Raw genomic sequence first — 22,858 nt, forward strand, 5'->3', positions numbered from 1 at the left:
ATCGAGGACCTGCTCGCGCTCGCCCGCGACACCCACGAGCCGCGCGACGAGCTGGTCCTCGCCGACCTGCTCACCGACCTCGCCGGCGACTGGCACGCCCGGTCCGAGGCGGCCGGTCGCTCGGTCGGGCTCGAGGCTCCCCGTGGGCTCGCGGTCGCCGCGTCCGAGGCGGCGACCCGCCAGGTCCTCGACGTCCTGGTGGACAACGCCCTGCGCCACGGCTCCGGGCTGGTCACGGTCCGGGCCCGCGGCGTGGGCAGGGCCGTCGCCCTCGACGTGGCCGACGAGGGCGAGATCCCGCCGGACACCTCGGCGGAGCTGTTCACGCGGCGCGCGCGACGGTCCGAAGGGCACGGCATCGGGCTCGCCCTCGGCCGCAGCCTCGCGGAGGCCGAGGGCGGACGGCTCACCCTGACCCGCGCGCGTCCCACCACGTTCACCCTCCTGCTCCGGGCCGCCGCGTGCCCGGATCCGCCGGCGGCCCGGGGTCCGGACGACGTCTTGCCGACCGCTAACCGTCCGTTGGGTGTCCGCAGCGACGACGGCTCCTAACGTCCGGGGCGTCGCCGGTCTCGGCGGTCTCTCGCAGAGCGGAGCACGGATGAGGTTTGCCGATACCGAACAGGTCCTGGGCGTCGTGGCGTTGGTGGGGTGGGCGCTCGTGGCCGCGCTGTCGGTGTGCGGTCGTCTCCCGCACGGCAGGCGGCTGTCCGCGGCGACGTCGATCGGGACGGGCGTCGCCGCGGTCGTGTTCGCCCTGCAGGCCACCGTGGTCGACGCGGTCGCCGACCCGGACGGGATCTCCGCGGCCGACGTGCCGGTCCTGGACTGGTTCGTCGGGCACCGGAGCCCCGGCGCGACGGCACTGGCGCTGACGATCTCGGCCGTGGGCGGGACCGCGGCGATGGCCGTCCTCGCCGCGGTCGCCACCCTCGTGCTCTGGTTCCGCCGTCGCCGCTGGGAGGCCGTGGTCGTCGTCCTCGCCTCCGCCGGTGCGGGCGTGCTCGTCGAGACGCTCAAGAACGTCTACGACCGGCCGCGTCCCCCGGAGGCGACCCGCCTGGCCGTCGAGACCAACTACTCCCTGCCGTCCGGCCACGCCCTCGGGTCGACGGTCGTCCTCGGCGTCCTCTGCGCCGTGGCCGTCGTCGTGCTGCGTGGGGTCGCCGTCCGCACGGCCGCGGTGGTGCTCGCGGTCGCGGCGGTCGCCGTCATCGGGCTGTCCCGGCTCTATCTCGGCGTGCACTGGCTCACCGACGTGCTCGACGGGTGGCTGGTCGGCGCCACCTGGCTGGCCCTGTGCGTCACCCTCCTCCTGCACCGTCGGCCGGTACCGGTGCCGGATCCCGACCCGGGCCCGCCCGCCGACGGGTCGGCCGCGGACACCGCGGGGCCCCGCCCGGAGGATCCGCGGACCGTCCGGTTCACCCTCGACCCCTCGGCAGCCCCCTCCGGAGACGACGTCGGCGATCAGGCGACGACGCCGATCCCGCGACCCCGCGGCCGGCGCTGACCGATCGGGTGGGTGGCCCACCGGCCCGGGTCCGGCCGCGAGCGTGCGGAGGAGTCAGGGAGCCGGTCGGATGAGGCGCCGGCGGCGGCGCGCGCGCAGCCGTCGTTCACGGAGCTGCTCCACCGCCGGCACCCGAAGCGGCGGCAACGGCTCACCGACGGCCCACTCCAGCAGCAGGTCCGCCAGCGCGGGATTGCGGGCGAGGACCGGGCCGTGCAGGTAGGTCCCGACGACCCGACCCGCCACCACCCCTTCCGTGCCCCGACCGCTGCCCTGGGTGCTGCCGTTGCCCACCCCGGACTCGACACGGGCCAGCGGACGGGCGGCCCGGCCCAGCCGGGTCGCGCCCCCGTGGTTCTCGAACCCCGTCAGGGGCGCCCCGGCCAGCTCCGGCACCAGCGGTGTGGCCACGACCTCCCCCACGGCGCGGCGGGCGCGCCGGGTCGTCGTCACGTCGAGCAGGCCCAGACCCGCGTGGTCGGTCCCGTCGGGGCCGGCGAAGCGCTCCCCGAGGATCTGCAGGCCCGCGCAGACCGCCAGCACGACGGCACCCCGCTCGACCGCCCCGCGCAGGCCCGGCGGGCGCGCCGCGCGCTGCGCGGCCAGGACCTGCGCGGAGTCCTCCCCTCCGCCGAGGACGTAGATGTCGCAGCCGGTCGGCACCGTGCCCGTGACGGTCACGATCTCGGCGCGGCGTCCGCGCCAGCGCAGACGTTGCCGGAGCACCTCGGCGTTCCCCCTGTCGCCGTAGGTGCCCAACAGGTCCGGTGAGACCGAGGCGATCCGCACCGCCGACTCGGTGGACATCCGGTTCACCGAGTCCCGTCCGCGGGCAGGCACGTCCGGTTCTCCGTGGCGGTGCGGGCCAGCCGGGCGCGGAGGCCGAGGAAGGCGGTGTAGTCCGCGGCCACGTCGACCCGAACGCCCAGCCGGCGCGCGGCCGCCACCGGGTCGGCCTCCACCTCGTGGTCGACCTCGGCGTAGGCGAGCCGGACCGCCACGTCCGCCGCCCGGTCCCCACTGGCGGTCACCCGCCGGCCGCGCAACCGCTCGAAGGGCACGTCCCAGAGCCAGGAGGGGTCGCGGCCGTCCGCCTCCCGTGCGTTCACCGCGATCACCACCGCACCCTCCGAGGCCTCGATCACGGCGAGCGTCTCCGCCCAGCCCGCCGGGTTCTTCGCCAGCAGCAGCCGGGTCTCCCCGTCTGCCCGGCGGAACGACCGGTAGCGGCCCGCGATCTCGTCCAGGCCGGTCACGGCGTCGACCGCCCGGTCCGGCGCCACGCCGTACGCGGTCGCGGCAGCGACCGCGAACGAGGCGTTGACCAGGTTCGCCGTGCCGGGCAGCCGCAACCCCAGGGTCCGGCGGTACCCGTCCGGCCCGGTCAGGTGCCCGTCCTCGGTCACCGTCCAGGTCGGGGCCGGTTCACGCAGCGCACAGTCCGTGCACCCCCACGTCGTGGCGACGGGGTCGATGTGGCCACCGCACAGCAGGCAGGTGACGCCGTCGTGTCGCCACGTCCGCGGCGGGGCGATCCAGATCCGGTGCTCGGCCGCCTGCGCCGCCGCGACGACCAGCGGATCACCGGCGTTGGCGATCACCGTGGTCCCCGGGCTCTCCAGCAGTGCCGCCCTGATCCGGCGCACGACCGAGGCGACCTCGCCGACCCGGTCCAGCTGGTCCCTGCTCATGTTCAGCAGCACGACGAACGCCGGCCGGGTCTGCGCGACGACCCCGGGCAGGTAGCCCTCGTCGATCTCCAGCACCGCGCTGTCCGCGTCCGGGTGGTCGAGCAACGCGGCCAGCGCCCCGTCGACCATGTTGGCCCCGGTGCGGTTCCACGCGGGGCGGGAGCGCACCGCGAAGGCGGCGGCGAGCATCGCCGTCGTCGTCGACTTCCCGTTGGTGCCGGAGACGAGCGCGACCCGTCGCGCGGTCGTCAGCTCGGCCAGCAGCCCCGGATCGAGGGCGAGGGCCACGCGCCCCCCGAGGACCCCACCCGGCCGGCCCACCGACCGGCACACGGTCGTCGTGAGGCGGCCGGCACCGGCGGCCAGGCGTGCACGGACGTTCAGGGAAGCCGGTGTCGCCGCGGCGGACGACCCGCCCACGTGCCGGGACCGGACACCCGACGAGGACCAGGACACACCCCGACGATGCCCGCGCCCGGGTTAGCGATCGGCAAACCGATCGCTCAGTGCCGACCAACTGATCCTCGCGGACCGACCCGGTCTGCGCGCTCCGCGCTCCCGAGCCCGGGAGGCGTCGTCACCGAAGGGCAGCCCCGACCGCTCCGGTGCGCCTGCCCTCGGCCGTCGCGGCCCGGATCGCCGGGATCTCGGCGGGGTCGAGCAGCCCGATCGAGGCCGCGTGCTCGGCGATCTCGGTGCTGTCGTCCACCGCCAGCATCGGCACCCCCCGCGCGCTCACCCGCTCCGCCAACGCCCGGACCTCGGCGTCCCGCCGCGGGGTCCACCCCGGCGGCCGGCGCACGTAGACCGCGCGGATCCGGTCCGGGTGCGCCTCCGCGACCGCCGCGTAGATCTCCGGGTCGAGCTGGCCGGTGTCGCCGACGAGGACCAGTCCGAGCCCCGGGTGCTCGTCCAGGATCCGCGTGATCAGGCCGGTCTTGTGCTCGCGCGCACCGATGCGGAACAGGTTGCCATGCCCCGGACCCCAGTCCGTGAGCAGCAGCGGGCCGAGCGGGAACGCCCGCAGCGCGATGAACTCCAGCAGCGTGCCGTGCAGGTTCCACGGACTGGTCGACACGTAGAACACCGGCCTGCACACCCCGGAGGGCGGCGACACCAGCGCCCGGTACAGCGCGGCCGAGCCGGGCAGCGGTGCCCGGTCCGCGGTCTCGGTCAGCAGCGTCGCCCGCAGGAACGCCAGGCCGCGCGTCAGGCCGGTCTCCAGGATCGTGTCGTCGACGTCGCTGACGAGGGCCACGTCCGCCCGCGGGTCGACGACCAGGACCTTCGCCCGCGCAGCCGTCCCGTCCTCGAGGGTCAGCTCGGCCTCCTGCCAGCCGGGTTCCAGACCCGGCTGCTCGATCACGGCGTCCACGTACCCCTCGACGTCCGCCCGGACGTGCTGCACCCCGGCAGGCGTGCCGATCGCGACGCGCGCCTCGCCCAGCTCGAGGGTGAAGAAGCGGCTCAGGCTCGCGAGCAGCACCTGCCGCCGCGAGCGCGGGCCGGAGGCGTGGTCGTCGTCGACGACGGCGTCGGGGTGTCCCATCGCGACCCGGGCGCCGATCCGCACACGCCGGGGAGAGCCGTGCCCGATGAACGGGATGACGAGCGGCCGACGGCGCCCCCGGATCACCACGACGATCATGACGAGGCGCCCCAGCACGCGCTCCGCCGCCACGGCCACCCGGACGAGGACGGCCTTCACCTGCGCGCGCTTCACGCCGCTCAGCGTGTCGCGGAGACGATCAGCGCGCCACCCGGGCCGGCCACCGGGCTCGCCGGGGTGCGTCCCTCAGGCGAGGGGCGGCCCCCGGTCCTGCCCACCACGGCGGGCGGTGCCGAAGCGACGCCGGTAGGCCGCGGGGCTGAGGGACAGCTTCTTCGCGAACACCCGGCGCATGCTCTCGTAGCTGGGGAACCCGGCGCGGGCCGCGGCCTGCGTCGCGGTGTGCCCCTGGTCGAGCAGTGCCCTCGCCATGTCGAACCGGATGTTCTCCACGTACCGGCCCGGTGTGGTGGACAGTTCGTCGTGGAACAGGCGGGTGAGCTGCCGGGTGCTGATGTCGAGGTGTCTCGCGAGCTCACCCAGCGAGTGGCTCCCCCCGGGGTCCGCCGTCACCAGGTCGGTGACCTTCCGCAGGGCCGAGGAACGGGGTGGCGGCCCCTGCAGCGGGGCGGAGAACTGCGACTGCCCGCCCGAACGCTGCATGTAGACCACCAGGGCGCGGGCGACGTCACGGGCCAGGTCCGATCCGTGGTCCTCCTCCACGAGGGCGAGCGCCAGGTCGATCCCGGCGGTGACCCCCGCCGACGTGTACGTGCTGCCGTCCCGGACGTAGATCGCGTCGGGCTCGACGCGGCACGTCGGGCACCGGGCGGCGAGCTCGTGCGTGACCTGCCAGTGCGTGGTCGCACGCTTGCCGTCGAGGAGGCCGGCGGCGGCGAGGACGAACGCGCCCGTGCAGATCGACGCGACGCGGCGGGCCCCGGCGGCCGGCACCCGCGCGGCCTCTGCCAGTTCCCGGGCCACGGGTGTTCGCGGATACAGGCCCGAGCCGGCGACCAGGTACGTGTCCGGGCACGGCGCACAGGTGACGGCGCTCTCGACGGCGACCGTGAACCCGAGGTTCGACGTGACGTCCGCGCCGGTCGGTGACTGCAGCACGATGGCGTAGTCGGCGCCGAACCGGTTCGCCTCCTGGAACACCTCCGCCGGACCCGCGACGTCCAGCAGGGTCACGCCGTCGTAGACGAGGAACGCGACGCGGCGCGGGGCGACGTCCGCGCCGCCCGTCGTCCCTCCTCCGGCCGACCGCCCGGGAGGTGCGTGCGGGGCCGAGGGCCGGGCGGTCGCGGAGGCGGTGGACGAGGACACGCGTCATTAAACCGCCCTCAGGTACTCCGGCGCCGGGTCCCGGCCGCGCACCGGGCCGCCGCCTGGCCGGCGGCGCGCACCGCGTGCGCCACCGTCCTGATCCGAGGAGTTCCTGGCCGGACGGAGGCGGCGCGCGACCCGGGAAGGTCGGCAGCATCGAGGTCGGGCACCTGGACGACAACCACCCGAGGAGGGCGAACAGTCATGTCGGAGGTCATCGCGGGCGTGGAGGTGCCCGAGACGGCGGCGGTCGCCGAGGCGACCCGTCTCGTCCGGGACACCACCAGCCCGCTCGTCTACCACCATTCCCGCCGGGTCTTCTTCTTCGGCCGGATCCACGCCCGCCGGCTCGGTGTGGTGCCGGATCCCGAACTTCTCTACCTGGCCGCCCTGTTCCACGACACGGGTCTGGCCACCCCGTTCTCCGACGTGGAGCAGCGGTTCGAGATCGACGGCGCCGACCACGCACGCAGGTTCCTGCGCGAACGCGGCTTCCCGTCCACCGCCGCGGACACCGTGTGGACCGCGATCGCGCTGCACACGACGCCCGGGATCCCCGCCCGCATGGGCCCGGAGATCGCCACCACGCATCTCGGTGTGCTCACCGACGTCGTCGGCTTCGGCCTGGCCGAACTCGACGCCGACCAGACCGAGGAGATCCTCGCCGCCCACCCGCGCGGCGACTTCAAGAACGAGTTCCTGCGCACGTACTACGACGGCCTGAAGAACCGCCCCGAGACCACCAACGGCACCGTGAACGCCGACGTCCTCGCGCACTTCCGGCCCGGCCGGCCGCGGACGACCACCGTCGAACGCATCCTCGGCTCGGCCTGGCCGAGCTGACCCGGACAGCGACGAGCACCCCACCCACCGACGCCGTCCACCCCACCCGACGCCGGCCACGACACCACCGCCCGGCGAGCCACCCCCGGAAAGGAACCGACATGCGCGCCATCACCGTCCGCGACCGTGACGCCGGCATCAACGGACTCACCCTGACCGACCTGCCCCACCCCCACGCCGCCGAGAACGACGTCATCGTGCAGGTTTACGCCGCCGGCTTCACCCCCGGCGAGCTCGACTGGCCCGCCACCTGGACCGACCGGGCCGGCCACGACCGCACCCCCAGCGTGCCCGGACACGAGCTCTCCGGGATCGTCGTCGAACTGGGCTACGGCACCACCGGCCTCACCGTCGGACAACGGGTGTTCGGCCTCACCGACTGGACCCGCAACGGCTCCCTCGCCGAGTACACCGCCGTCGAGGCCCGCAACCTCGCCCCCCTGCCCGCCGACATCGACCACACCGTGGCCGCCGCGCTACCCATCTCCGGGCTGACCGCGTGGCAGGGCCTGTTCGACCACGCGCGGCTCACCGCCGGGCAGACCGTGCTGATCCACGGCGCCGCCGGCGGCGTCGGGTCGATCGCCGTCCAACTCGCCCGCGACGTCGGAGCCCACGTCATCGGCACCGGGCGGGCCGAGGACCGCGACGTCGCGCTCGGCCTCGGTGCCCACGCGTTCCTGAACCTCGACGCCGGCGCCCTGGAGGGGGCCGGCCAGGTCGACGTGGTCCTCGACGTGATCGGCGGCGACGTCCTCAAGCGCTCGACTGGCCTCGTGCGCCCCGGCGGCACCCTCGTGACCGTCGCCGAACCACCCGCCCTGCAACCCGCCGACGGCCGCGCGATCTTCTTCGTGGTCGAACCCGACCGCGCCCGGCTCGCGGACCTGGCCCGGCGCCTCCGCGAGGGGCGCCTCGAGCCCCTCGTCGGCGCCGTCCGCCCCCTCGAGGAGACGGCCGACGCGTTCGCGCGCCACCGCCGCACGCCCGGGAAGACGATCATCCAGGTCGCGCACGAGGAGGGAACGGAGCGTTCGTGATCGGCCTGCGGCCGGCTCGTGCAAGGTGGATCCACCCATGCGTGGGCCCGTCGGGCCGGTCGGCCTTCCGTCGTCGAGGCCTCCGGCCCGGTTCACAGCGAAACGGTCATCGCGGACGGCCGCCCGGTCGGCGACGGCGCAGCTCGCGACGCAGGAGCTTGCCCGTGACCGAACGCGGCAGCGCGTGGACGATCTCGATCTCGCGCGGGTACTTGTAGGCGGCCATCCGGCCACGGCAGTACTCGATGAGCTCCACCTCCGTCGCCGACGCCTCGGGGCGCAGCGCGACGTACGCACGGGTGGACTGGCCGCGGTAGTCGTCGGCGATGGCGACGACCGCGGCCTCCTGTACCGCGGGGTGGGTGGCGAGCACCTGCTCGACCTCGTGGGGCCACACCTTGTAGCCGGCGGCGTTGATCAGGTCGGTGCTGCGGTCGACGACGTAGAACCAGCCGTCGGCGTCCATGAAGCCCACGTCGCCCGTCTTCAGCGCGCCGTCGACGAACGCCAGCGCGGTCTCGTCCGGCCGTCGCCAGTACCCGGGCGCGACCTGCGGACCGTCGGTGACGAGCTCGCCGATCCGGCCCGGCGGCAGGGTGGCTCCCCGGTCGTCGACGACCCGGACCATGGTGTCGAACACCGGGAGCCCGACGGACAGCACGCCGGTCTCGGGGTCGACCGGAGCGCGGGTGCCCGGCGGGACCATGTGCGTGGGCGAGGACGCCTCGGTCTGGCCGTAGACGTTGTGGATGTACCGGCCGAGGACGGTCTCGAGCCGGTCGGCGACCTCGGGGAGGATCGGCGAGCCCCCGGAGTAGGCCAGGCGCAAGGACGACAGGTCCCCCGGCGCGAGCGCGGGCTCCTCCGCGAGGGCGATGTACGCCGTGATCGGGGCGACGGCGAACACGGGGCGACACTCGCGGATCGCGTCGAGCACCACGGCCGGGTGGAAGCGGTGGGTCAGCACGAGGGGCGAGCGCAGCAGGAAGGCCACCAGGATCCCGGCGACGAGCCCCGTGACGTGGAAGACCGGCGCCATGGCGAGGACCGGCTCGCCCGGGCGGAGGCCCGTCCAGTCGCGGTAGGTCTGCGCGTTGAAGGCCAGGTTGCCGTGCGTCAGCATCGCCGCCTTCGGCTCCCCGGTGGTCCCCGACGTGGGGGCGAGCACGGCGACGTCGGACCGGGCGGGCGCGGCTGGCTGTGGTCCCGGCCCGGAGAAGGACCCGACGAGGGCGTACAGGTCGAGGGTGTCCGCCGGTCGACGGCGGGACATCCCCTCGAAGACCCGGGGGTCGCCGCGGTCCTGCTCGTCCGACGGGGACACGGTGACCACGGTGTGCACGCCGACGTCGCCCTGCTGCAGCACCCCGCGCGCCACGTCCTCGTACAGGTCGTCGAGGGCGAGGAGCGCCGCCGGGGCGAAGTCCCGCAGGGCGAGGTCGAGCTCGTCCCGCTTGCTCATCGGGCTGACCAGCGCGGCGATGCCGCGCGCCTTCCACGCCGCCAGGAGCCCGACCACGAAGGCCGGGTCGTTCTGCAGGTACAGCGCGAGCCGGTCCCCCGGGGCGAAGCCGCGCGAGACGAGGAGCGAGGCCAGGGCATCCGAAGCCCGGTCGAGCTCCGCCCAGCTCAGCGTCCTGCCGAAGTAGCAGACGGCCGGCGCGTCGGGTGCCGCCGCCACGGCGGCGGTGAACAGGGCCAGCGCCGACTCGAACTCCACCGTCACCGAGGCGGGCCGCCCCGCGGGGTAGTGCGCCAGCCAGGGCCGCCCGGCGTCCGTGATCACGGTCGTGCGCCGGTCGTCGTGAGTGCGAGCGGTGCCACGAGCGGGAGTCTACGGACCGCACCGATCCCCGTACTCTGTTCAGCATGCCCGAACAGCCGGCCGGGGGCGTGGCCGTCCGCCTCGCCCGTCAGCAGGCCGGCCTCACCCTGCGCCAGCTCGCCGCGGACCTCGGCGTGAGCGTCGGGACCATGAGCGCCATCGAGAACGGCAAGGTCGGGCTGACGGTCGACCGGTTGCAGCAGATCGCCCGCCGCGTGGGGATGGCGGCCGGCGAGCTGCTCGAGCTCAAGGCGCCACCGGCGGTGTCGGCGGCGCCGGACCCACGGCCGGCGCCGTGGACGGGCTGGCGCGACTTCGGTCCCCTGGAGCTCGACCCGGTGCTCGGCTCCGCCGTCGAGGTGTTCAACGAGACCGGCTACCACGGGGCGACGATGCGCGTCATCGCCACGGGCGCGGACATCAGCATCGCCGGGATGTACCACCACTACCCGAGCAAGCAGCATCTGCTCGTCGCCCTCCTCGACCTCGCCCTGACGGACCTGCACCGGCGGGTCGACGCGGCCGTCCACGAGGCCGGCGACCCGGTGCAGCAGTTCACGAACACCGTCGAGGCCCTCGTGCTGTTCCACACCGAGCGGGCCGAGCTGGCCTACATCGTCCTCACCGAGATGCGCAGCGTCGAGGAACCCAACCGGAGCCGGCTCAGCGGCGTCCAGCGTCAGGTGCAGAAGGCCCTCGACGGCGCGGCGGCCCGGTTGGTCGACGCCGCCCGCTGCGGGCCCCGCGACCTCCCGACGACCACCCGCGCGATCACCACGATGTGCCTCACGCTCCCCTACTGGTTTCCCGGTGCGGGATCCCCGGAGCCACCCGCGCAGCTGGCACGCCGGTACGCCGAGCTGGCGCTGGACATGATGCGCTGCGCCGCGGAGCAGCCCGACTCCTCTGTTCAGCAGCCCTGAACCTCCCCCGTCGCGCCCCTCCCGCCCGTCGCCCCTCCCGCTCGTGATCGCTGCGGAGGCTTGACGCCGACCGGGCTCGTCAGCATCATCCTGAACTCGAACCGAGCGAACGTTCTGACGCTCGGGCCTTGTTCAGCTGTGGAGGAGACAACGATGTCCGAAGTCCCTGCGATGCGCGAGCTCCTCGGCGACGACGCCCCCACGAACTGGGGCAGGTGGGGGCCCGACGACGAGCTGGGCTGCCTGAACTACCTCGACGCCGGCGAGGTCCTGCGCGGCGTGCAACACGTCCGGTCCGGCCAGGTCTTCACCCTGCAGATCCACATGGGCCGCACCGAGAGCCCCGGCGACCCCATCTGGCCCGGCCGCCAGGGCATGACCCGGCAGAACGAGCTCGACGAGGGCACCTGGGACGGCGAGAACGCCCCCGCCTTCCCCGGCGGCCTGCACTACGCCGACGACACCGCGCACCTCTTCCTGCAGGGCTCCACCCAGTACGACGCCCTCGGACACGTCTGGTACGACGGCCAGCTCTGGAACGGCTACGACGCCCGCACCACCATCGACGCCATGGACAAGGCCTCGGTGCTGCCCATCGCCGAGAAGGGCGTCGTCGGCCGCGGGGTGCTCATCGACATGGCCCGCCACCGCGGCAAGCCCTGGCTCGACAAGGGCGAGACCTTCGACCACACCGACCTCGAGGCCGCCGCGAAGAACCAGGGTGTCGAGATCGAGAAGCACGACATCCTCGTCATCCGCACCGGCTGGATGAAGTACTGGTACGAGCTCAACGACCCCGAGAGCTTCTACGACGGCTTCGTCGAGCCCGGCCTGACCTACTCCCGCGAGCTCGTCGAGTGGTTCCAGGAGCGCGAGATCCCCAACCTGGTCACCGACACCATCGCCAACGAGGTCACCGCCGACCCGAACTCCGGGGTCGCGCTGCCCCTGCACTGTGCGCTGATGCGCAACCTCGGCGTCACCCTCACCGAGATCGCCTGGCTCGACGACCTCGCCGACGCCTGCGCCGCCGACAACCGCTGGTCCTTCCTCTACGCCGCCGCCCCGCTCAAGGTCGTCCACGGCACCGGAGCCCCCGTCAACCCCATCGCCATCCGCTAGGAGACCCGGTGTCCGTCTACGACGACAAGCCCTGGCTCGCCCGCTACGACCAGGGCCAGCCCCACTCGATCACGCCGGAGTACGCCTCCGCGCTCGACATGTTCCGGGACACCGTTGCGCGGTCCGGGTCGGCGGACGCGATCCGCTACTTCGACCGCCACATCGGCTTCGCCGAGCTCGATGAGCTGACCGACGCGTTCGCGGCGGGCATCACGGCCGAGGGCTTCCGGCCGGGTGAGCGGGTCGCGATCTTCGCGCAGAACGTGCCGCAGTTCGTGATCGCCCAGGTCGGCGCCTGGAAGGCCGGCGGGATCGCCGTGTCGATCAACCCGATGAACAAGGAGCGGGAGCTCGAGGAGCTGCTGACCGACTCGGGCGCCACCGTGCTGGTCGCGCTGCAGTCGCTGCACCGCGACGTGGCCTCGAAGGTCCTCGACGGGTCGTCGGTGCGCATCGTGATCACCACCTCCGAGCTGGACTTCCAGAGCCGCGACGAGCCCGCGGTGTTCGCGGGGGTCGAGCGGATCGCCTGCCCGGGCACGCTGGACCTCGTCGCACTGCTCGACGCCCACCGCGGGACCGCTCCGCCGCAGGTCACGCTCGGCCCCGACGACGTCGCCTTCCTGACCTACACCTCGGGGACCACGGGGCCACCCAAGGGCGCCATGACCACGCACCGCAACGTCGTCTTCAACGCCCGGACCTACCGCGACTGGATCGGGATCGGGCCGGACGACGTCGTGCTGGGCATCGCCCCGCTGTTCCACATCACCGGGCTCGTCGGGCACATCGCCGTGTCGCTCCTCGCGGGCGCGCCGCTGGTGCTGATGTACCGGCTCGACCCGGCGCTCACCCTCGACATCGCCGAGGCCGAGGGGGCGACCTTCACCGTCGGCTCGATCACCGTGTTCATCGCCCTGATGAACGCCCCGAACGCCGACAAGTCGAAGCTGACGTCGTTGACCAAGGTGTACTCCGGCGGGGCGCCCATCCCGCCGAGCACCGTCGACGCCTTCCGGGACGCCTTCGGCCACTACATCCACAACATCTACGGCCTGACCGAGACGACCTCCCCGTCCCACGGCGTGCCCTTCCACGCCGAGGCGCCGGTCGACCCCGACTCCGGCGCCCTGTCGGTCGGCGTGCCCGTGTACGACACGGTCGTGCGCATCGTCGACGAGGAGGGCAACGACCTGCCCGTCGGCGAGATCGGCGAGCTGGTCACGGCCGGGCCCCAGGTGGTCGCGGGGTACTGGAACAAGCCCGAGGAGACGGCGAAGGCGCTGCCCGGCGGCGTCCTGCACACCGGCGACGTCGGCTACATGGACGCCCAGGGCTGGTTCTACATCATCGACCGCAAGAAGGACCAGATCAACGCCGGCGGGTACAAGATCTGGCCCCGCGAGGTCGAGGACGTCCTCTACGAGCACCCGGCGGTCCGCGAGGCCGCGGTCGTCGGGGTCCCGGACGAGTACCGCGGCGAGACGGTGAAGGCCTTCGTCTCGCTCAAGGGTGGGGCCGCGGCCACCCCCGAGGAGATCATCGCCTTCACCAGGGAGCGGATGGCGGCCTACAAGTATCCCCGCCAGGTCGAGATCCTCGACGAGATCCCGAAGACGGTCAGCGGCAAGGTGCTGCGACGGGAGCTGCGCAGCCGCTAGGTGTCGCCGCCGCAGAGGTCGTCGACGACCTGACCGGTCCGAGTCCGCAGGGCGGGCGCGCACGGTGCCCGCCCTGCGGACCTTCACCGCTCCCCGCGGGAAGCAGGCGGCGTCGCCGACGACTAGAACCGTGCGAACGGGGTACGCGGGCCCTTCGGTCACACCCCGCCGCTCCGGGCCCGGCCGACGGCGTCGCCGGAACGGAACGGCACGACCCCGGAGCGCACGGATGAGGACAGGATCAGCCCGCGGCCGCGCCGGGCACGTGCACGAGGCCGGCTTCTACTCCTCGGACGCCGACTTCCTGGCGATGATCGTGCCGTTCGTGACCGGCGGACTGGACGCCGGCGAACCGGTCGTCCTCGGCTACGACGAGCGCAAGTGCGACCTGCTGCGGGCGGCGCTGCCCCGGACCGACGCGGTCGACTTCGTCGTCGACGGGCGGCTGTACGCGACGCCCGCGGGCGCGATCGAGGCCTACCGACAGCAGTTCGAGCGCCACCTGGCGGCCGGCGCCGAGCAGATCCGCATCGCCGGCGACGTCCCGCACGAGGGCAACGGCGGCCGCTTCGCCGGGTGGGACCGGTACGAGTCCGCCGTCAACGTCGTCTGGCAGGACTACCCCGTGTACAGCCGCTGCCTGTACGACGCCACCACCGTGTCCCGGCCCGTCCGCGACGTCGTCGAACGCACCCATCGTCGCCTCCTGACGCCCGAGGGCGGCCGCGCGAGCCCCCGCTACCAGGAGGTCGCCGAGTTCGAGCGCCTGCCAGTCGCGGTCGACCCGCTGGAACGGGCGGGTCCGGACCTCGTGCTGGTCGACCCGTCGCTGGGGGAGACGCGGCGCCGGGTGGCGGAGGCCGCGCGTGAGCGGGTCGACCCCGCCACCGCCACCGAGTTGCTCTTCGCGGTCTCGGAGGCCGTCACCAATGCCCGGCTGCACGGACGGCCGCCCCTCACCGTGACCGGCTGGACGGACGCGGCCCGGATCCTCGTGCGGGTGCACGACGCCGGCCCCGGACCGCCCGACCCCCTCACCGGCCTGGTCCCCGCTCCCCGCGGTTCCACCGGCGCCGGCCTCGGACTCTGGCTCAGCCACCAGCTCACGAACATCGACATCGCCCTCCTCACGGGAGCCGACGGCTTCGTCGTCCGGCTGCGCGGTGGGCGCTCCCCCGCCTCCGCGGGAAGCGCCGCCGGCGCGGCCCGGGCCCGTGCCGAGACCGCCCGACGCAGGGCCGACGACGCCCGGGCCCGCGCCGAACGGTGCCGGCGACGCGCCGACGCCGCCCGCACGCACGTCGTGCGACGTCGGCGGCGTCTGCTCGAGACCGAGACCCGCCTCGCCGCCCTGGTCGCCGGACGCGCGCTCGACCCGTTGCACGGCACCGCACTCGGCATCGCCGTCCACAAGGCGGTCGCCGGTGCCGTGCTCACCCGCTCCGGCCGGGTCCTGCCGTTCGGTGAGCTGCCCGGCCACCAGCTCCTCGACGCCCACTCGGCCGTGCCGGCCGCCGCGGTCCGCCACCTCGACGGGGGCGGTGACCGAACCCGGTTCCTCGCCCCCGACCCCGCCGGCGGCTTGCTCCGGGTCACCGCGCTGCGCTGCCCCCCGGGCACCGGCCGGGGGGCACTCCTGCTGCTCTCGCCACCGCCGGACCTGCACCGGCTCACCCCGCTCGACCTGAGCGTCCTCGGGCTGCTGATCGACGGCTGGTCGGACGCCGGGATCGCCACCCGGCTGCACCTGCCCGAGGACACCGTCACCGGCCGCGTCGAGCACATCACCGCCGCACTCGACGCCCCCGACCGCGCGCTCGCCCTCGGCCGGGCCGCCCGCCGGGGTCTCTACATCCCCCGCTCGCTGCAGCCGAGGCCCGAGCCGGGCTCCCGACCGTCGCCCGGGCCCCCGGAGCCGCCGGAACCGCCGGAGCCACCGAGGGGTGCCACGGGGTGAGGCGACGACCGTCGACCTCGCTCATGGTCAGGCGGACGGCCGAGGCCCGGGTCACGTCGTGCTTCGGCGGCACACCCGGGTGGCGGGCGGCACGTCCCCCGATCGCCCGGGCCCGGCGTCGTCGGTGAGCCCGGCCGGTCGGTCGATCCCGGCAGCGCCCGCACCGGCCGACGCTGAGGGTCACCCACCGCACCGACCGGAAGAGAGGCCCATGTCGACCGCCGTCCTCGCCCCGCCGACACCGGCGGCACGGCCCGGCCGCACCGCGACCCGCCGGATCAACCTCGCCAGCATGGCCGGCACCACGATCGAGTTCTACGACTACTTCATCTACGGCACCGCCGCCGCGCTCGTCTTCCCCAAGGTCTTCTTCCCGCACACGGACGGCGCGGTCGGCGCGATCGCGGCGTTCGGCACCTTCGCCCTGGTGTACGTGTTCCGGCCGGTCGGGTCGATCCTCTTCGGCCACGTCGGCGACCGGCTCGGCCGCAAGCGCACCCTGATCGTCACGCTGGTGACGATGGGCCTGTGCACCGTCGCCGTCGGCCTGATGCCCGGTGCCGCGACGATCGGCGTCGCCGCCCCGATCCTCCTGGTCGTCCTGCGCGCCGCGCAGGGCCTGGCCGTGGGCGGGGAATGGGCCGGGGCCGCCCTGTTCGCGACCGAGAACGCCCCGGACGGGCAGCGCGGCCGCTTCGCCCTCTACCCGCAGGTCGGCGCGACCGTCGCGTTCGCGCTCGCCGCCGTCACCTTCCTCGCCGTCGATCTCGGGACGGGCGAGACGAGCGCGGCCTTCCTGTCCTGGGGCTGGCGCGTGCCGTTCCTGCTCAGCGCGCTGCTGATCGGCGTCGGGCTCTACGTGCGCCTGCACACCGAGGAGACGCCCGTCTTCACCGAGGCCACACGCACCGCCTCCCGCCGCGGCGTGCCGTTCCTGGAGGTGTGGCGGCACCGGCCCAGGACCATGCTGCTCGCGACCGGCCTGGCGACCGGCGTGTTCGCCTGCATGTCCATCGCCACGGCCTACCTGACCGGCTACGCGACCGGCAGCCTGGGCATGAGCAAGGCGGAGATCCTCGTGATCGACCTCGTCGGCGCGCTGGTGTCGGTGGCGACCACCGCCTCCGCCGCCGTCCTGTCCGACCGGCTCGGGCGACGCCGGGTCGTGCTCGCGGGCTGCCTCGGCCTGGCCGTGTGGTCGCTGGTGCTCTTCCCGCTGCTCGACACCCGCTCGCCCGTCGCGATCGCCACCGGGATCGTCGTCCTGCTCGCCCTCGTCGGACCGGCCTACGGCCCGCTCGGCGCCTACGTGCCGGAGATGTTCCCGACCCGGTACCGCTACACGGGAGCCGGGATGAGCTACAACCTCGGCGGGGTCGCCGGCGGCGCCCTCATCCTCCTGGTCGCCGCCCCGCTGACCGCCTCGGCCTGGGGCCCGACCGCCCTCGGCGTGTGCATGGCGGGGCTGCTGGCGATCGCCCTCGGCTGCCTGCGCCGCCTGCCGGAGACACACGAGCGGTCGCTGACCGCGGTCTGAGGTCCCCCCGGGCACGATCGTGACGAGGCGGGGCAGGTGAGCCGGGTGGACCGGCGTCGGCTCGGGTACACACCGGAGTGTCGGTCTACCTCGCCTGGACATCGCGGCCAGCCGTCGACCTCACCGGCCCCTGGGAGGAGGTCCGGACAGCCGCGCCGGGACTCCTGCTGCTCACGAGCGGGGCGTCGCTCTCCGAGGTCTACCACGCGGTGAAATGGTGCCTGCCCGAGGACGCGGCCCTGATCGTGACGGCCGTGGAGCGCACCCCGAAGTCGCGAGGCCTCGCACCGGGGACGACGACCTGGCTGCGCGCGCGAACCGCCCCGCCAGGCGGGGCTCGACGATGATCGATCGCGAAGTGGTCGGCCCTGCCAGATCGAGGAGGCTGCCGCCGGCTCCACCGCCGTGCAGGACTTGAACTCAACCCGGGTCGAGCTTCTAGCGTGGTCACCGGGTCGCCGGCGCCCGGGCGCCATCGGGCCGGCGGCCGGCTGCCCACCGGCGAGGACCGACCAGGAGGAACGATCATGGCCGTCGAGCTGAACCACACGATCGTCGCGAGCAAGGACAAGGTGGCCGGGGCGAAGTTCCTGGCGGAGCTGCTCGGCCTGCCCGAGCCGCAGCCGTTCGGGCCGTTCCAGGTGGTGACCCTGGCCCACGGGATGAGCCTGGACTTCGCCAGCACCGACGAGGACGTGCACCCCCAGCACTACGCCTTCCTCGTCACCGAGGCCGAGTTCGACGAGATCTTCGCCAGGATCACCGACCAGGGCGTCCGCTACTGGGCCGAGCCGCACCCGCCGCACGGTGAAGGCCGGATCAACACCAGGGACGGTGGTCGGGGCGTGTACTTCGCCAGCCCGGACGGCCACTACCTGGAGCTCCTGACGCGCCCCTACGGCAGCGGCGGCTGAGCAGGACCACCGCGACGAGGTCCCCCGCGCTGCCGGCCCGGAGACCCGCCGCTGACCTCCTCGCGGTCATCGGCGTCGTCTCGTGCTGCACCCCGTCGCCCAGCGGAGGAGCCTGCCTCAGGAGGGCGTCTCCGAGGAGGTTCCCGTCCACCGGTGGACGTCGCGCACAGCGTCCTCGCGGGCGCGATAGAGCGCCAACACGGTGTCGAGCCCGGTCAGCTGGATCGGCCGGATGACGGGTCGGGTCCGGTCGACCACGACCCGCAGCAGGACGTCGTCGCCCTGCGCCTTCGCCGCGTCGACGAGGGCGCCGATCCCTGCCGAGCCGAGGAAGTCCACCTCGCTCAGATCCAGGACCACCGCTCGGGACGAGCGATCTGCGAACGCCCGCTCGAGGGCGGCACACACCTGCTGGACGGTCGTGTAGTCGACCGGCCCGCTCAGCGCGAGGACCACCGCGTCCCCGGAGCGACGGAAGGAGCAGCCCAACTCCTCGGACGCGGACGACATCCGTGTACCTCCCACCCCGGGGGCATCCCCGACCGTGCCGCCCTCAAACCACGCGAACCCGGGTCGGGTCAGGTGATGGGCGAGCCTCCGGTGACGCCCAGGACCTCCGAGGTCATGTAGCTCGACTCCTGGGAGGCGAGGAACACGTAGAAGGGGGCGAGCTCGGCCGGCTGCGCGGCCCGGCCCATCGGCGCCTGCGCGCCGAACGAGTCGAGCTTCTTCTCGTCCATCGTCGCCGGGATCAACGGGGTCCACACCGGTCCCGGCGCCACGGCGTTGGCCCGGATCCCGCGGCCGACGAGATCGTGCCCCAGGCCCTTGACGAAGTTCATGATCGCCGCCTTCGACGTGGCGTAGTCGAGCAGGTGCGGCGAGGGCTGGAAGGCCTGTACCGACGTCGTGGCGATCACCGAGGAGCCGGGCGCCATGTGCGGCACGGCGGCCTTGGCGAGCCAGAACAACGCGTAGACGTTGGTCTTCATCACCCGGTCGAACTGCTCGGTGGTGATGTCCTCGATGCCGCCGTCCTGCGACATCTGGTAGGCGGCGTTGCTGACCAGCACGTCGATCCCGCCGAGCTCGGTCACCGCCCGTTCGACGACCTCCCGGCAGTTCTGCTCCTCGCGCAGGTCGGTCGCCATCGTGACCACCGTGCGGCCCGCCTCCCGCACCCAGCGGGCGGTCTCCTCGGCGTCGTCCTTCTCCTCCTCGAGGTACGTGATGAGCACGTCGGCGCCCTCGCGTGCGAACGCGATCGCGACGGCGCGGCCGATCCCGGAGTCACCGCCGGTGATCACCGCCTTCTTGCCCTCGAGACGTCCGGACCCGCGGTAGGTCTCCTCGCCGTGGTCGGGCCGCACGTCCATGTCGGCGGTGCGGCCGGGCCACTCGACGGTCCGGTCGCCGCTGCCCGGAGCGGCGTGCTGCTCGGTCGGGTCCTGCTGGGTGAACTGGTCCTTGCCCATTCGCGCCTCCCACGGCTGTCGGTCGACAGGGGCGTTCCCCTCCTCCCGACGCCGAATCCCCGCGCCGGCGGCGAGGAGATCCTGTCGTGCTCGCGCTCCGAGGTGCCCGGACGCGATGCACATGTGCCACTCGGGGGGGCGTCGTGCAGGGCGGGTTGGTCAGCGGCTGGATCGACGCGGCGATGGCCCACGCGGTCATCGGAGCAGGCGGATCCGGCCCGCGACGGCGGTGGCACCAGCCCGACGGGGAGTTCCGCTACGGCGAACTCACGCTGGTCGGACCTGGCCGTCAACGTCCCTCCGGGGCGTCGAGGGGCGGTCCCTCTGACGCCCCACCCGCCGCGTCCGGCCCTCAACACCCACAACGCTCACGCTGGACCCGGCCCGGCACCGGCGTGGGACGCGGGAGTGCGTTCTCTGTGGCGCACGGCACACCATCAGGGTCTGGCGCCTTCTGTCGAGGGCCCGCACGGAGCGCGATAGTGAGAGAGCCTCACACCGTGGTGGGGCGCTGAGGAGGCTCCCGATGTACGCGCGGGTCAACACGATTTTCGGGCAGCGAGCCAAGGTCGACTCCGGCGTCGCCCACATCGAGGAGTCCGATCGGAGCGCGGTCGAGTCGACGGACGGGAACCGGGGGCTGACCACGCTCGTCGACCCGGAAGGCGGCGTCATCGTCGCGATGTCCTACTGGGACGATCCGCAGCATTCCTCCGGGGCCGTCCTGACCCGGGCCCGTGAGGGCGCCGCGGTGGCGGCGGGTGGTGAGCTGGTCGCCGAGAGCTTCGAGGTCGTCGTCGCCGAACGACCCGCGGTTCCCGATCCGGGTGCGGCAGTGCGGATGACCCGGGTGCAGCTCGAGCCGGCGAGGATCGACGCCGGGATCGCCTTCGTCCAGGACGAGCTCCTGCACCGCATGTCCGCCGGCTCCGGCCTCTGCAGCTCCGAGATGCTGGTCGACCGGAAGAACGGCAGCCTGCTGCTCGTGACCACCTGGGCGAACCAGGACGCGGCGGGCCGCGCCGACGCCCTCCTCGAGGAACTGCCCGCCGACGCCCCGCTGCAGGCCGGAACGAGCCTTCCCCGGTCCGAGTCGTACGTGCTGGTCCGCCGGACCGCGCGGTCCGCCTGATCTCGCCTCCGCGGACTGCTGCACCCGTCGACGCGCGGAAGGAGACGACCATCGTGATCGAGGAGCTGCGGATACAGATCACGGCGGCCCAGGAGCGCCTCGTCGCCGCTGTCGAAGCCGACGAGCCGTACGAGGAAGCGCGGCACCGCGCACGCCTCGAGGACCTCATCGAGATAGCCGACCGGCACGGCATCGACGTCAGCGCCTGGGTGGATCAGACCTGGCTGCGTGGCTGACCGGCGTCCCTCCGATCCTCCCGGTCCGGGCAGCCGAGGCTGACCTCTCGGGCGGAGCAGGTCACGGCCCTGACCCGCGGGATCGGGGAGCGCGCCCAGCCCTTCGCGCACCGTGGAACCGGGCGGCGTCGACTGGCACTCGTACCGTCGGGCCCGGACTCAGTCGAGGAACCAGACCTCGGCAAGCTCGCTCGCCACCAGCCCCTGCTCGGTGGCAATTCGCTCCAGCGCGGAGGCGAGCCGAGAGGCAAGCTCCACAGCAGCGTCTCTCACTCCGTCGGCTCCGGCCTCGGCGACGACCGCGTCGATGACGGCCCTTGCCGCTGCCAGCCCCTGGTCGGCGTTGTGGTCGTCGGAGAGGAACGCGAGCACGGCTTCACGAGGAGCGACCAAGGCCGGCTGGTTGTCGACCTCGTCGTGGGGGACGCCGTGCGCGTTCATCCTGCCCTCCTCGCGGTGACGGGTGGACACGGTGGTTCGGTCGACGTCGGCGTACCCGGAACTTGCGTCCACAAACGCTCTCGCTCGTCACCCGGAGCGTGTCCGAGCCAGAGGTGAAGGCTCGCCGGGCCGCTTCGCCGCCGCGTGATGTCGCCGGCTTGACGCGGCAAAGGTGCTCGCCCCGTCCCCGGCCGGGCGGAGTTCACGTGTGGATCCCGTCGACCGCGAGAGGAAGGGCGTGATCTGGCCGACGACTCTGCGCGCACCAGCCGTCGGTCGTCGGCTCCGTGCGAACAACTCCTCCAGCCGGTCGACCACCACGGCGGCCGAGGACGTGAGGTTGCCCAGCTGACAGTGGGCGTCGGCGCCGTCGCCGCCCACGTGATCGCCCCACCGGTACATCACCGGACGTCCTTCCACGAGGTCGGCCCGAGGACCCTGCCGACGCCCTCAGCCTGCGCCGGACGGAGCTCGGACGCGCCGAGGACGACGTCCTCCTCCCCTCGCGGAGGCCCTCCTCGTGGTCGACCGAGAGCAGCGGCGGCACCCGCAGCGCGGCGGCTCGGGTCGTACGGGTCAGAGCGGCGCGTCGGTCGATCGGGGGACGGCACGACCCTCCGGCCAGTGGCTCGGTCGACCGACGGTGCGAGCGCGCCGTGACGCCCACCCTTGGGTCACCGGGGAGATGCCCCGGGACTGAGGAGGAACGATCCGATGGACGCAGCCATGACCCCTACCAGTGACAGCACCGCGACCAGCCAGGATGCCGAGCTCGGCGCTACCACTCCCGCCATGGGCCGCCCCACCGCCCTGGCCGACCGGAGCACGGGTGAGCACACCCGCAGCGGGGACGTCTTCGGGAACGAGCAGCGGCAGTACCGCGACGTACGGGATCGCGAGCGCGAGCAGCACCGCGAGCGCGAGCGGGAGGAACAGCGCGAGCGCCAGCACCGGGAGCGGGAGCAGCACCGGGAGCAGGAGCAGCACCGGGAGCGGGGGCGGCAGGAGCACCGCGAGCGGGGCCGGGACGAGCACCGGGACCGCGAGGAGCACCGGGACCGCGAGGAGAGGTACCGCGGGCGCGAGGAGCACCGCGACGGGTACCGGGGCGAGCACCCCGACCGCGGGGAGCGGGGCCGGTACTTCGAGGGCACCCGGCGTGGCGGCGGCGAACACCGCGACCACGACGACCACCGCGACCGCGACGAGTACCGCGACCGCGGGCGCGAGGAGCACCGGGACCGCGAGGAGGGGTACCGCGGGCGCGAGGAGGGCCGCGGCCGCGAGGAGAGGTACCGCGGGCGCGAGGAGCACCGCGAGGAGCACCGGGGCGAGCACCACGACCGCGGCGAGCAGGGCCGGCGCTTCGAGGGCACCCGGCGCGGCGGCGGCGAACACCGCGACCGCGAGGACCACCGCGAGCGCGACGGGCACCGCGACCGCAGCCGGGACGAGCACCGGGGCCGGGACGAGCACCGCTTCGACCGCCGCGACGACCAGCACCGCGAGGACGAGCACCGGTACGAGCACCAGGACGTCCGCTCCGAGCACGAAGACCGCTACGCCCACGACCGGACCGAGACCCGCGGCCACGAGGAGCACCACGACATGGGGTCGCACGAGGTCGGGGTCGAGCACGTCTGACCCGCGACCGGGCGGCGCGGTCCGCG

21 protein-coding genes are annotated in these 22,858 nt (G+C 73.8%); 13 read left to right on the forward strand and 8 right to left on the reverse strand.

Features of this window, described 5'->3' with window-relative positions:
• Positions 1-552, forward strand: a 552-nt coding sequence (locus LWC35_RS08875; protein WP_232869562.1) for a sensor histidine kinase, incomplete at its 5' end; no start/stop codon positions are given.
• Positions 553-601: 49 nt separating this feature from the next.
• Positions 602-1,513, forward strand: coding sequence for a phosphatase PAP2 family protein (locus LWC35_RS08880; RefSeq protein WP_232869563.1), 912 nt, complete (start codon positions 602-604; stop codon positions 1,511-1,513).
• A 54-nt stretch (positions 1,514-1,567) separates the two neighbouring features.
• Here the strand turns inward: LWC35_RS08880 and LWC35_RS08885 are convergent, their stop codons facing one another.
• From LWC35_RS08885 to LWC35_RS08900, 4 genes are all read right to left on the reverse strand, one after another.
• On the reverse strand, positions 1,568-2,320 hold the full coding sequence (locus tag LWC35_RS08885) for a type 1 glutamine amidotransferase (RefSeq protein ID WP_232869564.1): 753 nt from the start codon (positions 2,318-2,320) through the stop codon (positions 1,568-1,570).
• Between the two features lie 5 nt (positions 2,321-2,325).
• The gene (locus LWC35_RS08890) at positions 2,326-3,492 is read right to left on the reverse strand and encodes a Mur ligase family protein (protein WP_232869565.1); all 1,167 of its coding nucleotides are present in this window, start codon (positions 3,490-3,492) and stop codon (positions 2,326-2,328) included.
• 289 nt (positions 3,493-3,781) lie between these two features.
• Positions 3,782-4,927, reverse strand: coding sequence for an App1 family protein phosphatidate phosphatase (locus tag LWC35_RS08895; protein WP_232869566.1), 1,146 nt, complete (start codon positions 4,925-4,927; stop codon positions 3,782-3,784).
• A gap of 72 nt (positions 4,928-4,999) precedes the next feature.
• Positions 5,000-6,082, reverse strand: coding sequence for a GlxA family transcriptional regulator (locus LWC35_RS08900; RefSeq protein ID WP_232869567.1), 1,083 nt, complete (start codon positions 6,080-6,082; stop codon positions 5,000-5,002).
• A gap of 204 nt (positions 6,083-6,286) precedes the next feature.
• Between LWC35_RS08900 and LWC35_RS08905 the strand changes: the two genes are divergently transcribed.
• Together LWC35_RS08905 and LWC35_RS08910 are read left to right on the forward strand one after the other, a co-directional pair.
• A complete protein-coding gene (locus LWC35_RS08905) occupies positions 6,287-6,925 on the forward strand; it encodes an HD domain-containing protein (protein WP_232869568.1) in 639 nt (212 codons plus the stop codon).
• Between the two features lie 101 nt (positions 6,926-7,026).
• Positions 7,027-7,965: an NADP-dependent oxidoreductase gene (locus LWC35_RS08910; protein ID WP_232869569.1), complete on the forward strand. Its 939-nt coding sequence runs from the start codon at positions 7,027-7,029 to the stop codon at positions 7,963-7,965.
• Between the two features lie 106 nt (positions 7,966-8,071).
• Here the strand turns inward: LWC35_RS08910 and LWC35_RS08915 are convergent, their stop codons facing one another.
• Positions 8,072-9,751 carry a class I adenylate-forming enzyme family protein gene (locus LWC35_RS08915; protein ID WP_232869570.1) on the reverse strand — a complete coding sequence of 560 codons (1,680 nt, stop codon included), beginning with the start codon at positions 9,749-9,751 and terminating at the stop codon, positions 8,072-8,074.
• A gap of 83 nt (positions 9,752-9,834) precedes the next feature.
• Here LWC35_RS08915 and LWC35_RS08920 point away from each other — a divergent pair, with 83 nt between their 5' ends.
• The 6 genes from LWC35_RS08920 to LWC35_RS08945 all read left to right on the forward strand — a co-directional run bounded on the left by LWC35_RS08920 (position 9,835) and on the right by LWC35_RS08945 (position 17,904).
• Positions 9,835-10,713, forward strand: a complete 879-nt coding sequence (locus LWC35_RS08920; RefSeq protein WP_232869571.1) for a TetR-type transcription factor C-terminal domain-containing protein — start codon at positions 9,835-9,837, stop codon at positions 10,711-10,713.
• A 153-nt stretch (positions 10,714-10,866) separates the two neighbouring features.
• Positions 10,867-11,835, forward strand: coding sequence for a cyclase family protein (locus LWC35_RS08925; RefSeq protein WP_232869572.1), 969 nt, complete (start codon positions 10,867-10,869; stop codon positions 11,833-11,835).
• 8 nt (positions 11,836-11,843) lie between these two features.
• Positions 11,844-13,496: a class I adenylate-forming enzyme family protein gene (locus LWC35_RS08930; protein ID WP_232869573.1), complete on the forward strand. Its 1,653-nt coding sequence runs from the start codon at positions 11,844-11,846 to the stop codon at positions 13,494-13,496.
• Positions 13,497-13,725: 229 nt separating this feature from the next.
• Entirely contained in the window at positions 13,726-15,453 is a 1,728-nt protein-coding gene (locus tag LWC35_RS08935; protein WP_232869574.1) for an anti-sigma factor RsbA family regulatory protein, read from the forward strand.
• 211 nt (positions 15,454-15,664) lie between these two features.
• Positions 15,665-16,990: an MFS transporter gene (locus LWC35_RS08940; RefSeq protein ID WP_232869575.1), complete on the forward strand. Its 1,326-nt coding sequence runs from the start codon at positions 15,665-15,667 to the stop codon at positions 16,988-16,990.
• A 527-nt stretch (positions 16,991-17,517) separates the two neighbouring features.
• Positions 17,518-17,904, forward strand: coding sequence for a VOC family protein (locus tag LWC35_RS08945; RefSeq protein ID WP_232869576.1), 387 nt, complete (start codon positions 17,518-17,520; stop codon positions 17,902-17,904).
• A gap of 117 nt (positions 17,905-18,021) precedes the next feature.
• Here LWC35_RS08945 and LWC35_RS08950 read toward each other — a convergent pair whose 3' ends face one another.
• Positions 18,022-18,414: an STAS domain-containing protein gene (locus LWC35_RS08950; RefSeq protein WP_232869577.1), complete on the reverse strand. Its 393-nt coding sequence runs from the start codon at positions 18,412-18,414 to the stop codon at positions 18,022-18,024.
• A gap of 68 nt (positions 18,415-18,482) precedes the next feature.
• The gene (locus tag LWC35_RS08955) at positions 18,483-19,379 is read right to left on the reverse strand and encodes an SDR family oxidoreductase (RefSeq protein WP_232869578.1); all 897 of its coding nucleotides are present in this window, start codon (positions 19,377-19,379) and stop codon (positions 18,483-18,485) included.
• A gap of 526 nt (positions 19,380-19,905) precedes the next feature.
• Here LWC35_RS08955 and LWC35_RS08960 point away from each other — a divergent pair.
• Both LWC35_RS08960 and LWC35_RS08965 read left to right on the forward strand, forming a co-directional pair.
• Positions 19,906-20,511 (forward strand): hypothetical protein, encoded by a 606-nt coding sequence (locus LWC35_RS08960; protein ID WP_232869579.1) that lies wholly within the window; start codon positions 19,906-19,908, stop codon positions 20,509-20,511.
• A gap of 53 nt (positions 20,512-20,564) precedes the next feature.
• Complete coding sequence (locus LWC35_RS08965) at positions 20,565-20,747, forward strand: hypothetical protein (RefSeq protein WP_232869580.1); 183 nt, start codon at positions 20,565-20,567, stop codon at positions 20,745-20,747.
• Positions 20,748-20,906: 159 nt separating this feature from the next.
• Here the strand turns inward: LWC35_RS08965 and LWC35_RS08970 are convergent, their stop codons facing one another.
• Positions 20,907-21,188 carry a hypothetical protein gene (locus tag LWC35_RS08970; protein ID WP_232869581.1) on the reverse strand — a complete coding sequence of 94 codons (282 nt, stop codon included), beginning with the start codon at positions 21,186-21,188 and terminating at the stop codon, positions 20,907-20,909.
• Between the two features lie 726 nt (positions 21,189-21,914).
• Between LWC35_RS08970 and LWC35_RS08975 the strand changes: the two genes are divergently transcribed.
• On the forward strand, positions 21,915-22,832 hold the full coding sequence (locus tag LWC35_RS08975; RefSeq protein ID WP_232869582.1) for a hypothetical protein: 918 nt from the start codon (positions 21,915-21,917) through the stop codon (positions 22,830-22,832).
• The last annotated feature ends 26 nt before the right edge of the window (positions 22,833-22,858 follow it).

It is taken from the genome of Pseudonocardia kujensis (genome assembly GCF_021283305.1).
GTDB classification, from domain to species: domain Bacteria; phylum Actinomycetota; class Actinomycetes; order Mycobacteriales; family Pseudonocardiaceae; genus Pseudonocardia; species Pseudonocardia kujensis.

Excerpts from the sequence above, each read along its gene's own strand:
- LWC35_RS08880 (WP_232869563.1), top strand. The coding sequence starts at position 602 with ATGAGGTTTGCCGATACCGAACAGGTCCTGGGCGTCGTGGCGTTGGTG.
- LWC35_RS08885 (WP_232869564.1), bottom strand. The coding sequence starts at position 2,320 with ATGTCCACCGAGTCGGCGGTGCGGATCGCCTCGGTCTCACCGGACCTG.
- LWC35_RS08905 (WP_232869568.1), top strand. The coding sequence starts at position 6,287 with ATGTCGGAGGTCATCGCGGGCGTGGAGGTGCCCGAGACGGCGGCGGTC.
- LWC35_RS08910 (WP_232869569.1), top strand. The coding sequence starts at position 7,027 with ATGCGCGCCATCACCGTCCGCGACCGTGACGCCGGCATCAACGGACTC.
- LWC35_RS08920 (WP_232869571.1), top strand. The coding sequence starts at position 9,835 with ATGCCCGAACAGCCGGCCGGGGGCGTGGCCGTCCGCCTCGCCCGTCAG.
- LWC35_RS08925 (WP_232869572.1), top strand. The coding sequence starts at position 10,867 with ATGTCCGAAGTCCCTGCGATGCGCGAGCTCCTCGGCGACGACGCCCCC.
- LWC35_RS08935 (WP_232869574.1), top strand. The coding sequence starts at position 13,726 with ATGAGGACAGGATCAGCCCGCGGCCGCGCCGGGCACGTGCACGAGGCC.
- LWC35_RS08940 (WP_232869575.1), top strand. The coding sequence starts at position 15,665 with ATGTCGACCGCCGTCCTCGCCCCGCCGACACCGGCGGCACGGCCCGGC.
- LWC35_RS08945 (WP_232869576.1), top strand. The coding sequence starts at position 17,518 with ATGGCCGTCGAGCTGAACCACACGATCGTCGCGAGCAAGGACAAGGTG.
- LWC35_RS08950 (WP_232869577.1), bottom strand. The coding sequence starts at position 18,414 with ATGTCGTCCGCGTCCGAGGAGTTGGGCTGCTCCTTCCGTCGCTCCGGG.
- LWC35_RS08955 (WP_232869578.1), bottom strand. The coding sequence starts at position 19,379 with ATGGGCAAGGACCAGTTCACCCAGCAGGACCCGACCGAGCAGCACGCC.
- LWC35_RS08960 (WP_232869579.1), top strand. The coding sequence starts at position 19,906 with ATGTACGCGCGGGTCAACACGATTTTCGGGCAGCGAGCCAAGGTCGAC.
- LWC35_RS08970 (WP_232869581.1), bottom strand. The coding sequence starts at position 21,188 with ATGAACGCGCACGGCGTCCCCCACGACGAGGTCGACAACCAGCCGGCC.
- LWC35_RS08975 (WP_232869582.1), top strand. The coding sequence starts at position 21,915 with ATGACCCCTACCAGTGACAGCACCGCGACCAGCCAGGATGCCGAGCTC.